This window comes from Vibrio sp. 10N.261.45.E2 (assembly GCF_002875705.1).
Lineage (GTDB): Bacteria > Pseudomonadota > Gammaproteobacteria > Enterobacterales > Vibrionaceae > Vibrio.
Genome location: NZ_MCZZ01000042.1, coordinates 12,616 through 28,246 on the forward strand (window position 1 = coordinate 12,616; position 15,631 = coordinate 28,246).

Here is a 15,631-nt window from a genome sequence, read left to right on the forward strand (position 1 = left end):
TGTGCCGTTTGCGAATAGCTAAGGCTTTCTTTAGTTTAGGCTATTTAGCGTTAACGTGAAGCTCGATTGCGTCCATTAATTTACCCGTTACCGAAATATCAAAAGCAGCTTCGATTTCACGGATACAAGTTGGGCTAGTCACATTAATTTCAGTCAGCTTGTCACCGATAACGTCAAGGCCTACAAAGATTAAACCTTTCTCTTTTAGCGCAGGAGCAACTGCTCGTGCGATAGCCCAGTCTGTTTCACTTAACGGACGAGCTTCACCAGTGCCACCAGCAGCTAGGTTGCCGCGTGTTTCCCCTTTAGCTGGAATACGTGCTAGGCAGTAAGGCATTGGCTCACCATCAACTACAAGGATACGCTTGTCACCGTTGCTGATGTCAGGAACAAAAGTTTGTGCCATTGCGTAGTTTTGGCCATGGTTAGTCAGTGTCTCGATAATAACTGATACGTTTGGATCGCCTTCTTTAACACGGAAGATCGATGCGCCACCCATACCATCAAGTGGTTTAAGGATCACATCACCATGCTTCTCGCGGAACTCTTTAATCTTTTCAGCTTTACGAGTCACGATGGTTGTCGGCGTTAGCTCTGGGAACCAAGCAGTGAACAATTTCTCGTTACAGTCACGTAGGCTTTGTGGCTTGTTTACGATCAGTGCTCCGTTCTCTTCAGCACGCTCAAGAATGTAAGTCGCGTAAATGTACTCAGTATCAAACGGAGGATCTTTACGCATCAGTACTGCGTCTAAATCAGAGAGTGCGATTGTCTGTTCTGATTTGAACTCGTACCAACCGTTTGGATCTTCTTTGAGTTCAACGACCTTAGTGTCAGCAATGGCCACGCCTTGATCTAAGTGTAAGTCATCCATTTCCATGTAATGGATTTCGTAACCACGACTTTGAGCTTCAAGCATCATGGCAAAGCTAGAGTCTTTTTTGATGTTAATGGATGAAATTGGATCCATTACGATGCCAAGTTTGATCATTTTTTTCTCCTAGCCTAGATCGCCAAAACGGACTTGTAAGGCAGTAATTGCGGTTAGAGCAGCAGTCTCGGTACGAAGTACACGTGGACCGAGTAGCGTCTCTTCAAATTTGTATTGTTCTGTCATGCCGATTTCTTCAGCCGACAATCCACCTTCAGGGCCAATCAATAGGCGTACCTTGCTGATTGGCTCTGGAAGGGTGTTAATTGAGTATTTTGCGCGGGGGTGTAGATTGAGCTTGAGTGCTTCACTTGGTTCGCTGCACCACTCTTCAAGCTGCATGATTGGACGAATCACAGGAACTGTATTGCGGCCACATTGTTCACATGCTGCGATAGCAATCTTTTGCCACTGTGCGAGTTTTTTCTCGAAACGCTTGGCATCAAGCTTAACGCCACAGCGTTCAGAAATCAGAGGAGTAATGGTGTTTACCCCAAGCTCTACCGATTTCTGGATGGTGAACTCCATTTTGTCACCACGTGAAATCACTTGGCCTAAATGTAAGTCTAACGGAGATTCGCTGCTGCGCTCGATTCGCTCAGAAACATTAACGGTGACATTTTTCTTTGATACTTCAGCTATCGTCGCAGGGAATTCAGCGCCACTGCCATCAAATAGAAGAACATCTTGGCCTTCTTTCATGCGAAGGACGCGACCAACATGACCCGCGGCATCTTCGCCTAAAGCGAGAGAACCTAACTGGTGAATGCGTTCTGGATGATGGATACGAGGAATTCTCATGCTGGTAAACCTATAAATAGTGTCATTAGGGTATTTAGTCTCTGCCTAACATGGATGCTTTTAGTTGAAAAAACAAGGGTAGAACAAGAGTTTCAGGGGCAATTCTGAAACTCTTGTTTGAGACGGTTAGGAATGTGGGGTATGTGAGTAGTGTTATTTACAAGCAGGGTAAACAAATGGATTGTGATTGCCTTGGATGGCATAGATGCGTTGATCACGAGTACATTCCCACTCGTCGACAGGGAACTGCTTGTTCCACGCCATCATCAGGTTGGTTTGCTGCTTAGATAGTTTGAAACCGTACTCTTGGCTCATGTAAAGATAAGTACGAGCGATAGAGCCTTTTGCTCTATCTGGCGGCATAACTTTACGTTGCTTGAAGTTGACCTGCATTTCACACTGACCATAGCTCACGCCATCCATGCCATTCCACTGGCTGAAGTTGTAATTCGAACGGTCACCGTTTACTTCACCAATGGCTGGCGTCAGGTTGTGGAGATCGGCTTCCATCGATTTGAATACTTTGTCATTACGAGTGCAGTTCTTGCGTCCACCGTCTTGCCAACACTGACGCTGGTGGCCAAATTGCCAAGCTGGAACCACATGTTCCCACTCAATTCGACTCGCTCGCTTTTGTTGTTTTCGTACTTGATAACCACAGCCGTCAAGATCGGGAATCCCTTTCTTTTTATCTTTCCAAGTAATGTCACAGCCACAATAAAATGAAGTCGGATGGTCGAGATAAATCTTCACCGCTTCTCTTTTTGCTTTGGAGAAGGAGCTTGGTGGAGCGGCGAAAACGCTTTGGGTTACCAGTAGGCCAAATACTATCGTTAAGTAAAAAGACACCGATAGGCCAAATGCTTTTGGAGTGGTTTTTTGCATAGAAAAAGACTGATAAAAGTATGATAAATATCAGTCTAGCACTCAAATGTTAGATCTCTCTATTAGATTTATTCGATCAAACAAATCAAGCAGTCATTAACTTAGTTGATTACCTGTAAAAGCCAAAGTTTGCTGGCACAGTTGGCAGCGGTAGGTCGATTGATTTCGAAGTACTTTGTTATGCCGTCTGATTGATAATGGATAAGTGGTGCACTCACATCGATATTCAAAGGTTTTCCCCTGAACGGAAGCGATTTCAAAGCTGTGAGTTGTTCTGGCTGGCACGTTGAATACTTTTTCCATCACGTATTTCCACTCATTTCCGTGAGGCCTAACGCGTCCGAAAACCTGATGCGTGATCAAGTGTGCGAGTTCATGTGGCACAACCTCGTTGATGAAGGCGTCTTCATTTTCAGAGAATAGTACGTGATTGAGCTTAATTTCGTTGAGCTGAAGGTAGGCCTTTCCCGCTGCTTTGCCTCTTAACTTGAAGGTGATTATTGGGTGTGGAAATTCACGAGAGAAATGTTGATTCGCGATAGCAAGGCACTCGGCCAATTTCTTATTTGCTCTATGTTGTTGCGGGGTGTAAGACAAACGTTGTTAACTCCAAATAAAAGGCCTCAGCATTTAAGCTAAGGCCTCATCATAACATTGCTCGTTAATATGGCGATTATTTATAGATGGTGATTCTTCTTAATGATCTCGTGATAAGCGTGCCATGTACCATAACCAAGTAGCGGCATAGTGACGATCATTCCGATGCCGTAGGTGGCAAAACCGACCAGAATACCGGCACAAATAATACTCGCCCATACTACCATCGCAGGGATGTTCGATTTAACGGCATTGAAGCTAGTGAAGATTGCGCTCATTACATCCACGCGTCTCTCCATCATCAATGGAATAGAAAATGCTGAGATGCTGAAGATTAGGCTGGCAATGACAAACCCAATCACAGAGCCCGTAATTAAGAAGGGAGCAAATTCAGCCAATGGTGCGCCTTGCACTGAAGGGTAGAGCGCGTGCAATAACGCAGCGATACGCATCCAGAATATCATCGCAACCATCAACACAATCGCAAAGGCCCATTGGTGGGTGGAGTTGCGAGTGATGGCTTTCATTGAGTGGAGTAGGCAGGCGTTATGGCCTTTTTCTCTTTCCCAAGCTGCGTCATACAAGCCTAGGGCAAGAAACGGCCCTATCAGCATGTAGACGATCAGGCTTGGCATCACGACTAAGTGTGTTCCTTGCCATTGGACAAGTTGAACAATCGCAATTGCTGCACCCATAAAGCACAATCCGTAAAATGCGCTGATTATCGGCATTCTTACTAGGTCATGCAGAGCAAGCGACAACCAATGAAAGGGTGCGGAAATACTGATTTGGTTGCAAGGAATGGTGCGAGCGTAATCCTTATCGCTAACCTTGTGTTTTTTATCGTTCAGTTCGGATGGGTGCGCGGTACGAGGCATAGATCCCCCTAGTTAAATAACGTCCTAGTTATAATTCCATAAGGCTCATCGATGTGGCTTGTGTGAGAGTTATGGTGTTTGAGCTAAATTGCTCTTTGTCATCCCAGTTATTGTTCTAGCGTGCATTTAACGAGCGTTATCAGACTGAATTAATTTAAGTTAAATGTGAGCTTGATCGCCTAGGAGTTACCTTAACTATTGTCAGTAGTGCTAGAAAACACAAATTATCAGCGGCTTTTTATACTAAGTGGTTAACGGTAAAGAAGGGCGTTGGAGAAGGGTATTGTGAGTGAAAGTTCGGTAAGTACATAAAAATAAAGCCCTTACTAAGCAGTAAGGGCTTTAAAGAAACAAATCGCAGTGGCTAAATTATTTTAGGCCAGCGAAGTCCGCAAGGATTGCTGCTTTGTCAGTCGCTTCCCAAGGGAACTCTTCACGACCGAAGTGGCCGTATGCAGCAGTTTGCTTGTAGATAGGCTGAAGAAGGTTCAGCATCTCTTGAAGGCCGTATGGACGTAGGTCGAAGTTTTGACGAACTGCTTCAATGATGATTTCGTGCGCTACTTTCTCAGTACCGAACGTTTCAACCATGATAGATGTTGGATCAGCAACACCAATAGCGTAAGACAGTTGAATCTCACAACGATCAGCCATGCCAGCAGCAACGATGTTTTTCGCAACGTAACGAGCCGCGTAAGCTGCAGAACGGTCAACTTTTGATGGATCTTTACCTGAGAATGCACCGCCACCGTGACGAGCTGCGCCGCCGTAGGTATCAACGATGATCTTACGACCAGTTAAACCACAGTCACCCATTGGGCCACCGATTACGAAACGGCCTGTTGGGTTGATGAAGAAGTTAGTATCTTTGTTGATCCACTCAGCAGGAAGTACTGGCTTGATGATTTCTTCCATTACTGCTTCGCGTAGGTCAGGCGTTGTTACTGAATCACAGTGTTGAGTAGAAAGAACAACAGCATCGATACCAACGATCTTACCTTGATCGTATTGGAACGTAACTTGAGATTTCGCATCTGGGCGAAGGAAGTCAAGTTTGCCGCTCTTACGTACTTCAGCTTGCTTCTTAACAAGAAGGTGAGAGTAAGTAATTGGAGCTGGCATTAGGATAGGAGTTTCGTTAGTCGCGTAACCAAACATGATACCTTGGTCGCCTGCGCCTTGCTCTTTAGGGTCTTCTTTATCAACACCTTGGTTGATGTCTGGAGACTGCTTACCAATTGTGTTTAAAACAGCACAAGAGTCAGCGTCAAAGCCCATATCAGAATGAACGTAACCAATTTCACGTACTGTTTCACGAGTGATTTCTTCGATATCAACCCATGCAGACGTTGTCACTTCACCGCCAACCATAACCATGCCGGTTTTAACGTAAGTCTCACAAGCAACACGTGCTTTTGGATCTTGTTCCAAGATGGCATCAAGAACAGCATCAGAGATTTGGTCTGCAATTTTATCTGGATGACCTTCTGAAACAGATTCAGAAGTGAATAGGTGCTTAGCCATGAGAGCTCCACTTTTAAGTTTTTGGTGTAAATAGTTTATGGCGTCGCAAGCTAGGAAGCGCCGCCATTAAATACAGTATATTTTGTAGGTGTTTCTACATCTAGACGGCTATTCTAAATTCCAGCGGTCGAATTACAAGCTCTTTTTTATGATATGTCATAACTAATCGTTTGCGTATCGATCGAGATAAGCCACTGCTAAGTGATGTAAATGTTCGAAAATTGCGAAAAATGACCGTTAAAATGCCAGTAAAACGTTTGCAGTCGCAATAGTCGTTTGAGAGAATACCCGCGCTAATAAAAATGAAAACTTTAGCAATTATCTCTTTTTTAAATCGCTTATGTATCCAGGAGCAGACATGCCTTCTCGTAAAGATCTAGCCAATGCAATCCGCGCACTTAGCATGGACGGTGTTCAACAAGCAAATTCAGGCCACCCAGGCGCACCTATGGGCATGGCTGACATCGCTGAAGTTCTTTGGCGTGGCCACTTGAACCACAACCCAGCAAACCCAGAGTGGGCTGACCGCGACCGTTTTATCCTGTCTAACGGTCATGGTTCAATGCTGATTTACTCTCTGCTTCACCTTGCAGGTTACGAGCTTTCAATTGAAGACCTGAAAAATTTCCGTCAACTGCACTCTAAGACTCCAGGTCACCCTGAGTACGGTTACGCTCCTGGTATCGAGACAACAACTGGTCCTCTAGGTCAAGGCATCACTAACGCTGTTGGTATGGCAATGGCTGAGAAAGCACTGGCGGCACAGTTCAACAAAGAAGGCCACGACATCGTAGATCACTACACTTATGCATTCATGGGTGATGGCTGTCTGATGGAAGGTATCTCTCACGAAGCATGTTCTCTAGCAGGTACGCTGGGTCTTGGTAAGCTGGTTGCTTTCTGGGATGACAACGGCATCTCTATTGATGGTGAAGTTGAAGGTTGGTTCTCTGACGATACACCTAAGCGTTTTGAAGCATACGGCTGGCACGTAATCCCAGCGGTAGATGGTCACGATTCTGATGCTATTAACGCAGCGATTGAAGCGGCTAAAGCGGATCCTCGTCCAACGCTTATCTGTACTAAAACTATCATCGGTTTTGGTTCGCCAAACAAAGCGGGTACGCATGATTGTCACGGTGCTCCACTAGGCGCTGATGAAATTACAGCAACTAAAGCGGCACTTGGTTGGGAGCACGGCCCGTTCGAAATCCCAGCGGATATCGCAGCTGAGTGGAATGCGAAAGAAGCAGGCGCGACGAAAGAAGCAGCGTGGAATGCTAAGTTTGACGCATACGCCGCGGCTTACCCTGAGCTAGCAGCAGAATTCAAACGTCGTACTAACGGCGAACTACCAGCTGAGTGGGAAGAGAAAGCAAACGAAATCATTGCTGATCTTCAAGCTAACCCAGCAAACATCGCTTCACGTAAAGCATCTCAAAACGCACTAGAAGCGTTTGGTCAAATGCTTCCAGAATTCATGGGCGGCTCTGCTGACCTTGCGCCTTCTAACCTGACTATGTGGTCTGGTTCTAAGTCTCTTGAAGCAACTGACTTCTCTGGTAACTACATCCACTACGGTGTACGTGAATTCGGTATGACGGCTATCATGAACGGTATCGCTCTGCACGGTGGTTTTGTACCGTATGGTGCAACGTTCCTAATGTTCATGGAATACGCGCGTAACGCAATGCGTATGGCTGCTCTGATGAAAGTTCAGAACATCCAAGTTTACACGCACGATTCTATCGGCCTAGGCGAAGATGGCCCTACTCACCAACCGGTTGAGCAGATCGCGTCTCTACGTCTGACTCCAAACATGAGCACATGGCGTCCATGTGACCAAGTTGAATCTGCAGTGGCTTGGAAACTGGCTATTGAGCGTAAAGATGGTCCTTCATCTCTAATCTTCTCTCGTCAAAACCTTGCACAGCAAGATCGTGACGCTGAGCAAGTTGCTAACATCGCTAAGGGTGGTTACATCCTGAAAGATTGTGAAGGCAAGCCAGAGCTAATCATCATTGCAACTGGTTCTGAAGTTGAGCTTGCTGTTGAAGCTGCAGCACAACTAACAGCTGAAGGTAAAGCAGTACGCGTAGTATCTATGCCTGCAACTGACGCATTCGATAAGCAAGACGCTGAATACCGTGAGTCTGTACTTCCATCTGACGTTACTGCTCGTATCGCTGTTGAAGCTGGCATTGCTGACTTCTGGTACAAGTACGTTGGTTTCGGTGGCAAGATCATCGGTATGACAACGTTCGGCGAATCTGCACCTGCAGGTGAACTATTCAAGATGTTCGGTTTCACTACTGAAAACGTAGTAAACACAGCAAAAGAGCTTCTTGCTTAATCATTAATTGCTAGCCTAGTGCTAATAATGAAATGAATGAAAAAACCGAGCGCTGAGCTCGGTTTTTTGTATCTGGGATTTGTTTTCTTCTAGGCTTATCTCTACAAGCAACAGATTAACCTGTCCTAAGTAAACGGGGTTATTCAAGTAATGCCTTTTGGGTAGGATTCAGTTATCATCTGTTGCACGAAATTTTGGTTAGATGTACGGAACTATGCTAAAAGTCGCGATAAACGGATTTGGAAGAATAGGGCGTAATGTATTACGCGCTGTCTATGAAAGTGGCAAAAGCCAACAAATCAAAGTAGTAGCTGTCAATGAGCTTGCTCAGCCTGACGCTATGGCTCACCTATTGCAGTACGACACCAGTCACGGGCGCTTCGGTAAGAAGATCTCTAACGATCAAGAGCACATTTATGTCCATCATGGCATTGGTGCTGAAGACAAGGGGGAGTTTGATACCATTCGTATCTTACATCTTGCTGATATCGAGTTGCTGCCATGGCGTGACCTAGAAGTGGACATCGTTCTTGATTGCACTGGTGTTTACGGTTGCCGTGCAGACGGCCTAGCGCACATTGCTGCTGGCGCGAAGAAGGTACTGTTCTCACACCCAGGAGCTAATGACCTAGACAACACCATTATCTACGGTGTGAATCACGATACTATCGAAGCCGACCACCGAATCGTTTCCAATGGTTCATGCACCACCAACTGTATTGTCCCTATCATTAAGGTTCTTGATGACGCCTTTGGCATTGAGTCCGGTACAATTACGACTATTCACTCTTCAATGAATGATCAACAAGTTATCGATGCGTACCACAGCGATTTGCGTCGTACCCGAGCTGCAAGTCAATCGATCATTCCTGTCGATACCAAGTTGCATAAAGGTATTGAAAGAATCTTCCCGAAATTTTCCAACAAATTTGAAGCGATATCTGTGCGTGTGCCGACGGTAAACGTCACTGCGATGGATTTAAGTGTCACAATTAATGCAAATGTGAAAGTTAATGACGTAAATCAAACCATTGTTAATGCATCCCAGTGTACATTACACAATATAGTTGACTATACTGAAGCGCCGCTCGTTTCCATCGACTTTAATCACGATCCCCATAGCGCAATCGTTGATGGTTCTCAAACTCGAGTGAGCAACGGCCACCTAGTGAAAATGCTAGCGTGGTGTGACAATGAATGGGGCTTTGCGAACCGAATGCTGGATACGGTTCTTGCAATGCAAGCTTCTGAAGGCAAGAAGTAAGACCTAGAAGCAAATATGCGGATTATTTATTTTTTAGCTTGAAATAAATTCTAAGTGTCCACATATTATTAGTAGTTAAAGAATTACCAGTTGAATAATTTATAGGCTTAGCAGGGTTGCTGAGTTTCCAAAACTTTATATTTATTTAAATTTGAGAGGACAAATCATGTCTGTGATCAAGATGACTGACCTGGAACTTGCAGGTAAACGCGTATTTATCCGTGCTGACCTAAACGTACCAGTAAAAGACGGTAAAGTAACTTCAGATGCACGTATCCTAGCATCTCTACCAACAATCAAACTTTGCCTAGAAGCTGGCGCAAAGGTAATGGTTACTTCTCACCTTGGTCGTCCTACTGAAGGCGAATACAACGAAGAGTTCTCTCTAGCTCCTGTAGTTAACTACCTAAACGACGCACTAGACTGCGAAGTTAAGCTAGCTAAAGATTACCTAAACGGCCTAGAGCTAAACGCTGGCGAACTAGTTGTTCTTGAAAACGTTCGTTTCAACGAAGGTGAGAAGAAGAACGAAGAAGCACTTTCTAAGCAGTACGCTGCGCTATGTGACATCTTCGTGATGGACGCATTCGGTACAGCTCACCGTGCACAAGCATCTACTCACGGTGTTGGTACTCACGCTCCTGTAGCATGTGCTGGCCCTCTTCTTGCTGCTGAGCTTGAAGCTCTTGGCAAAGCAATGGATAACCCAGAGCGTCCGCTAGTTGCTATCGTTGGTGGTTCTAAAGTATCTACTAAGCTAACTGTTCTTGAGTCTCTATCTAAAATCGCTGACCAACTTGTTGTTGGTGGTGGTATCGCGAACACATTCATCGCAGCTGAAGGTCACAACGTAGGTAAGTCTCTATACGAAGCTGACCTAGTTGAAACGGCTCAAAAGCTAATGAAAGAGTGTGCTATCCCAGTAGCAACTGACGTTGCATGTGCTAAAGCATTCGACGAAAACGCAGAAGCTGAAATCAAGCACGTTTCTGAAGTTCAAGACGACGACATGATCTTCGACCTTGGCCCAGATTCAACTGCAGCACTAGCTGAAATCATCGGCAACGCAAAAACTATCCTTTGGAACGGCCCTGTAGGCGTATTCGAATTCAAAAACTTCGAAGCGGGTACAGCTGGTATCTCTAAAGCAATCGCTGAGTCTGCAGGTTTCTCTGTAGCAGGTGGTGGTGACACGCTAGCAGCTATCGACAAGTTCGGTATCAAAGCTGACGTTTCTTACATCTCTACTGGCGGTGGCGCTTTCCTTGAATTCGTTGAAGGTAAAGTACTACCTGCAGTAGCAATGCTTGAAGAGCGTGCTAAAGCATAATTGATTTAGAAAGGCGAGATGCGAATCTCGCCTTTTAACGTTTGCTGCATATCACACTTTTTTGCTAGAATGGCACAAGTTGTGAGCAAACGATTGCAAGTTTTTGAACTTAAGTTTTTTAATCTTAAAACGATAGAATAAATAGGACTATTTCCATGTCTAAGATCTTCGATTTTGTAAAACCTGGTGTGATTTCTGGCGATGACGTACAGAAAGTATTTGAAGTAGCAAAAGAAAACAAATTTGCTCTTCCTGCTGTAAACGTTGTTGGTACTGACTCTGTAAACGCAGTACTAGAAGCAGCTGCTAAAGTTAAAGCTCCAGTAGTTGTTCAGTTCTCTAACGGTGGCGCTGCATTCTTCGCTGGTAAAGGCGTTAAACTTGAAGGTCAAGGTGCACAAATCCTTGGTGCTGTAGCTGGTGCAAAATACGTACACGCTGTAGCTGAAGCTTACGGTGTTCCAGTTATCCTGCACACTGACCACGCTGCTAAGAAACTTCTTCCATGGATCGACGGTCTACTAGACGCTGGTGAAGAGTTCTTCGCACAAACTGGTAAGCCTCTATTCTCTTCTCACATGCTAGACCTTTCTGAAGAGTCTCTAGAAGAGAACATCGAAACATGTGCTAAGTACCTAGAGCGCATGGCTAAAATGAACATGACAATCGAGATCGAACTTGGTTGTACTGGTGGTGAAGAAGACGGCGTAGATAACTCTGATATGGACGCATCTGAGCTTTACACTTCTCCAGAAGACGTAGCATACGCTTACGAGAAACTAATGGCTGTTAGCCCACGTTTCACTATCGCTGCATCTTTCGGTAACGTACACGGTGTTTACCAAGCTGGTAACGTTGTACTTACTCCAACTATCCTACGTGACTCTCAAGCATACTGTGCAGAGAAGTTCGGTATTGCACCTAACGCTCTAAACTTCGTATTCCACGGTGGTTCTGGTTCTTCTGAAGCAGAAATCCAAGAGTCTATCGGCTACGGTGTTATCAAAATGAACATCGATACTGATACACAGTGGGCAACTTGGGACGGTATCCGTCAGTACTCTGCTGACAACTTCGATTTCCTACAAGGTCAAATTGGTAACCCAACTGGCGAAGCTGCTCCAAACAAGAAGTACTACGATCCACGCGTATGGCTACGTGCTGGTCAAGCTTCAATGGTTGCTCGTCTAGAGAAAGCATTTGCTGACCTTAACGCTGTAGACGTACTATAATTCTTTGAATTAAGTACTCTTTAAGTTTTAAAAACCCGCTCATTGAGCGGGTTTTTTTATGTCTGATAAAAACTTGTATTAAATATGTGAAAAACCTAGCCTACGGTGAATAAATTTCGTAGTCTTTTAGTTATCGGTATTTGTGTTTATCGGTAAGTTTTAATAATTCAAAAGCTTACATAAATATGACTTTGCAATCTGTCAAAGATAGGATATCGTGCCGAAAAACTGGACTTGGTTCAGTTTATAAAAAGGACTTGGCTTTAATTTACTTTTAACACAATGACTTAACGGTGATTGAACTGTTTATTATATTGTAAAGTAAATTAGGCTTAAGGCAGTTTAGCCCATAGCATATTATATAGAGGATGCACATTATGGCTGATAGTTCGACAGTAATTGAAACTCCGCTTGTGGATGGCCTATCTCAAGCAGAGCAGTGGTTAACAAATAATTCAGATCTATTTATCCAATATGGCGTAAATATCATTTCAGCACTGATAATTTTATTTATTGGTAACCTTATTGTTAAAGCTGTAGCGAATAGCGTGTCTAAGGTTCTTCAGAAAAAGAAAATGGACCGAGCGGTTGTGGAGTTCATTCACGGTTTAGTTCGTTACCTATTGTTTGTTATTGTTTTAATTGCTGCACTAGGTCGTTTAGGCGTTCAAACGGCATCTGTGGTTGCTGTTATTGGTGCAGCCGGTTTAGCTGTTGGCCTTGCACTACAAGGCTCACTATCTAACTTCGCTGCTGGTGTGCTTATCGTTGCATTCCGTCCATTCAAGTCTGGCGACTATGTTGAAATTGGTGGTGTAGCGGGTTCAGTTGATTCAATTCAGATCTTCCAAACTGTTCTAACAACACCTGACAACAAAATGGTTGTCGTACCAAACGGTAGCGTTATCGGTAGCCCAATCACGAACTACTCTCGTCATGACACCCGTCGTATCGACCTAATGATCGGTGTTTCTTACGGTGCTGATTTACAAAAAACTAAAGAACTTCTGACTAAGATCTGTGAATCTGATGAGCGCGTACTGAAAGAGCCAGGCGTTCAAGTTGGTGTTCACACACTTGCTGACTCTTCAGTTAACTTCGTGGTTCGTCCATGGGTTAACACTGCAGAGTACTGGAATGTTTATTTCGATCTGATGCAAGCAATCAAAGAAGGCTTGGATAAAGAAGGTATCGAAATTCCATTCCCACAAATGGATGTGCACATGAATAAGGTTGAGGGCTAATAAAGCTTCGACGAGTTGAACAAAAAGGCGGATAACTTAGGTTATCCGCCTTTTTTCTTGGCGCTATGCTTCCAGACGCTTTCTACCCATACTGCTCAATTAGTCCATTGGTGAGTACCGCTGCGATGGCAAACATCATGGTTGCCACTGCGATATCAATGCCTTTCTTAACCTTAGGTTTAGATAGCGTAGGGCCTAGCTTTGCTGCGCCCAATGACAAGGAGTAAAACCACACGAACGAAGCTAAAATAGTCCCCATAGCAAACGCGATTCTGTCGTTACCTTCAAACTGCCCTCCAATGGATCCAAGAATCACCACGGTATCCAAATAAAGGTGTGGGTTTAATACGGTTACGGCCAACGCACCCAAAATAACGGTACGCTTGCCACGAGCCAATATCTCACCTTTCGATTCATCACAGGTGCGCGTTTTGAATGCACTGCGTAGGGATAGCAAACCGTACACAGTGAGGAAAGCGATACCGCCTAATGTGACTGAAGTTAGTAGTAATTCATTTTGCGATAAGATCGCGCCGCCGCCAAAAATGCCTAATGAGATAAACAGGGTATCGAGCAGGCTACAGATTGTCGCAGTCGTTAAATGATGGTTGCGTTTTATCCCTTGATTTAGGACGTACGCATTCTGTGCGCCAATAGGGATAATCATGCTTACCCCTAGACCAAAACCTTGTAATAAAACCCAAAAATTCATTTTAACCTCCACTTATTTAACGATATTTACGTGCTATATGGCGAAGATACTCCGACCCTTTAAATAAGTATAATTAATGATTTTAATCTATTATTAGAGTTGCTAATGTGGTGTCGAGTTCGCTTAAAAAGGAAGCAAATTGATGCGTGGATTGGATTACAAATGGATAGAAGCACTGGATGCCGTGGTGAAACAACGTAGCTTCGAAAGGGCTGCGGAGCAGTTATATATCTCCCAGTCTGCGGTGTCTCAACGCATCAAACAGTTAGAAAAATGGCTAGCTCAGCCAGCCTTGGTGAGAGAAAACCCACCGAGGCCAACCCCTGCAGGTAAAAAGTTATTGGGTTTGTATCGCCGGGTTCGTTTGTTAGAGCATGAGTTGGTGCCAGAGTTGATGAATGAAGATAGCGCCCAACCTTTATCAATCTCCATCGCCACCAATGCCGATAGCTTAGCGACATGGTTGTTGCCTGCATTGTCAGATGTGATGAAGTCTCGCCAAGTGGAACTGAACCTTGCGATTCATGGTGAGGCAAGAACCATTGATAAGATTAAAAGTGGTGAAGTTGCCGGTGCAATCAGTTTGGAGTCTCAAGCGATTCCTGGCTGCAGTGCGGACTATCTCGGTCGGATGGATTATGTGTGTGTGGCAAGCCCAGAGTTTCATCAGCGTTACTTCTCTGAGGGAGTAAACTACGCCACGTTAAGCAAGGCGCCAGCCGTTTCTTATGACCAATACGATGATCTGCATAAGAAGTTTCTGCATGATCATTTTAACGTGCCGAGAGACAGTGTCATCAATCATACTGTCGGCAGTTCAGAAGCGTTTGTGCGCTTAGCGTTATCGGGCGTTGCCTATTGCTTGATTCCTCGATTGCAGATCATCGATGAGCTAGAGTCAGGTGTTCTGATTGATATTACCCCTGGTTTCCTACTGTCTTATCGAATCTATTGGCACCATTGGCAACTTGAGAGTGGGGTACTCAAAGAGGTATCCCAAGCGATATTAAGTTTTGCTCACAATCACTTACCTCAGTAAATTGTTGGTTTTTTCAGCGTCAAAGTTCTGTTAGAAGTGCATGCTCTGGATTGGCTAAACGATAAATTGCTCTATGATGAAAGTACATTTGTTTAGCATAGGTCATACCTAATGAAGCTTGTACCAAAGATGTTAGCTACGTCTCTTACTCTTACTGCGGCGTTGAGTGCTGTGAGTTTTCCATCATTGGCTGACTCTCCATCCTTTCCTCATATTTCAACGACAGGCTATGGTGAAGTGATCGCGACACCGGATATGGCGACATTTTCTGTGAGAGTCGTGGAATCGACGATGACTGCTGAACAGGCTAAGAATACCGTTGATAAAGTCGTGACAGGCTTTCTAAATAAGCTGCATCAAGCTGGTGTTGATGAGGCGAGTGTTCATAGCTCGAACCTATATCTGTCTCCTCAATACCATTACCCGAAAGATGGTAAACCTGAACTGGTAGGCTACCGCGCTTCACGTAATGTGACCGTTCAAGTCAATGAACTCGCCAATTTAAACGAGTACATGGATATTGCTATCGGAGAGGGCATCAATCAGATCGATAACATCCAGCTGCAAGTTCGTGATCAAGCTAAGTATCAAGAGCAAGCGCGCTTAGAAGCCATTAAAGATGCAGCAGCAAAAGCTAAATCATTAGCGAGTGGTTTTGAGCGTGAGTTGGGTGATGTATGGCGCGTGGACTATAACGCACAATCTTCTCAACCCGTACTCATGCGCTCAATGGCGATGGATGCAAGGACAGAGTCGAACTCTTATGAAGACTCAACGATCACTATTCGTGATCGCGTGAATGTGATCTATCAGATCGAAGAGTAATACCAATTCCGTTAAT

Annotated in this window: 14 protein-coding genes; 7 read left to right on the plus strand and 7 right to left on the minus strand. The window is 44.5% G+C overall.

Annotated elements, in window-relative coordinates; translation table 11 throughout:
• Positions 1 to 40 precede the first annotated feature (40 nt).
• The 6 genes from gshB to metK all read right to left on the minus strand — a co-directional run bounded on the left by gshB (position 41) and on the right by metK (position 5,616).
• Positions 41 to 991 (minus strand): glutathione synthase, encoded by a 951-nt coding sequence (gene gshB, locus BCT34_RS02415; RefSeq protein ID WP_076651176.1) that lies wholly within the window; start codon positions 989 to 991, stop codon positions 41 to 43.
• A gap of 9 nt (positions 992 to 1,000) precedes the next feature.
• On the minus strand, positions 1,001 to 1,732 hold the full coding sequence (gene rsmE / locus BCT34_RS02420) for a 16S rRNA (uracil(1498)-N(3))-methyltransferase (protein WP_076651177.1): 732 nt from the start codon (positions 1,730 to 1,732) through the stop codon (positions 1,001 to 1,003).
• A gap of 153 nt (positions 1,733 to 1,885) precedes the next feature.
• Positions 1,886 to 2,617, minus strand: coding sequence for an endonuclease (locus BCT34_RS02425; RefSeq protein WP_076651178.1), 732 nt, complete (start codon positions 2,615 to 2,617; stop codon positions 1,886 to 1,888).
• 96 nt (positions 2,618 to 2,713) lie between these two features.
• A complete protein-coding gene (locus BCT34_RS02430) occupies positions 2,714 to 3,214 on the minus strand; it encodes a SprT family zinc-dependent metalloprotease (RefSeq protein ID WP_076651179.1) in 501 nt (166 codons plus the stop codon).
• A gap of 80 nt (positions 3,215 to 3,294) precedes the next feature.
• Positions 3,295 to 4,092: a DUF2189 domain-containing protein gene (locus tag BCT34_RS02435; RefSeq protein WP_076651180.1), complete on the minus strand. Its 798-nt coding sequence runs from the start codon at positions 4,090 to 4,092 to the stop codon at positions 3,295 to 3,297.
• Positions 4,093 to 4,461: 369 nt separating this feature from the next.
• The gene (gene metK / locus BCT34_RS02440; RefSeq protein WP_017062234.1) at positions 4,462 to 5,616 is read right to left on the minus strand and encodes a methionine adenosyltransferase; all 1,155 of its coding nucleotides are present in this window, start codon (positions 5,614 to 5,616) and stop codon (positions 4,462 to 4,464) included.
• Positions 5,617 to 5,974: 358 nt separating this feature from the next.
• On the opposite strand from metK, the gene tkt reads away from it, so the two are divergent.
• The 5 genes from tkt to mscS all read left to right on the plus strand — a co-directional run bounded on the left by tkt (position 5,975) and on the right by mscS (position 13,039).
• Positions 5,975 to 7,969, plus strand: a complete 1,995-nt coding sequence (gene tkt, locus BCT34_RS02445; protein WP_102300641.1) for a transketolase — start codon at positions 5,975 to 5,977, stop codon at positions 7,967 to 7,969.
• 214 nt (positions 7,970 to 8,183) lie between these two features.
• Complete coding sequence (gene epd, locus BCT34_RS02450; RefSeq protein WP_076652492.1) at positions 8,184 to 9,233, plus strand: erythrose-4-phosphate dehydrogenase; 1,050 nt, start codon at positions 8,184 to 8,186, stop codon at positions 9,231 to 9,233.
• A 166-nt stretch (positions 9,234 to 9,399) separates the two neighbouring features.
• A complete protein-coding gene (locus BCT34_RS02455; RefSeq protein WP_017068708.1) occupies positions 9,400 to 10,563 on the plus strand; it encodes a phosphoglycerate kinase in 1,164 nt (387 codons plus the stop codon).
• Between the two features lie 155 nt (positions 10,564 to 10,718).
• Positions 10,719 to 11,795 carry a class II fructose-bisphosphate aldolase gene (fbaA, locus tag BCT34_RS02460; protein ID WP_076652489.1) on the plus strand — a complete coding sequence of 359 codons (1,077 nt, stop codon included), beginning with the start codon at positions 10,719 to 10,721 and terminating at the stop codon, positions 11,793 to 11,795.
• A gap of 377 nt (positions 11,796 to 12,172) precedes the next feature.
• Positions 12,173 to 13,039, plus strand: a complete 867-nt coding sequence (gene mscS, locus BCT34_RS02465) for a small-conductance mechanosensitive channel MscS (RefSeq protein ID WP_076652487.1) — start codon at positions 12,173 to 12,175, stop codon at positions 13,037 to 13,039.
• Between the two features lie 82 nt (positions 13,040 to 13,121).
• Here mscS and BCT34_RS02470 read toward each other — a convergent pair whose 3' ends face one another.
• Positions 13,122 to 13,751 carry a LysE/ArgO family amino acid transporter gene (locus tag BCT34_RS02470; RefSeq protein ID WP_076652485.1) on the minus strand — a complete coding sequence of 210 codons (630 nt, stop codon included), beginning with the start codon at positions 13,749 to 13,751 and terminating at the stop codon, positions 13,122 to 13,124.
• Between the two features lie 142 nt (positions 13,752 to 13,893).
• Between BCT34_RS02470 and BCT34_RS02475 the strand changes: the two genes are divergently transcribed.
• Both BCT34_RS02475 and BCT34_RS02480 read left to right on the plus strand, forming a co-directional pair.
• Positions 13,894 to 14,790, plus strand: a complete 897-nt coding sequence (locus tag BCT34_RS02475) for a LysR family transcriptional regulator ArgP (RefSeq protein WP_076652483.1) — start codon at positions 13,894 to 13,896, stop codon at positions 14,788 to 14,790.
• Positions 14,791 to 14,901: 111 nt separating this feature from the next.
• On the plus strand, positions 14,902 to 15,615 hold the full coding sequence (locus tag BCT34_RS02480) for an oxidative stress defense protein (RefSeq protein WP_076652480.1): 714 nt from the start codon (positions 14,902 to 14,904) through the stop codon (positions 15,613 to 15,615).
• Positions 15,616 to 15,631: the final 16 nt, after the last annotated feature.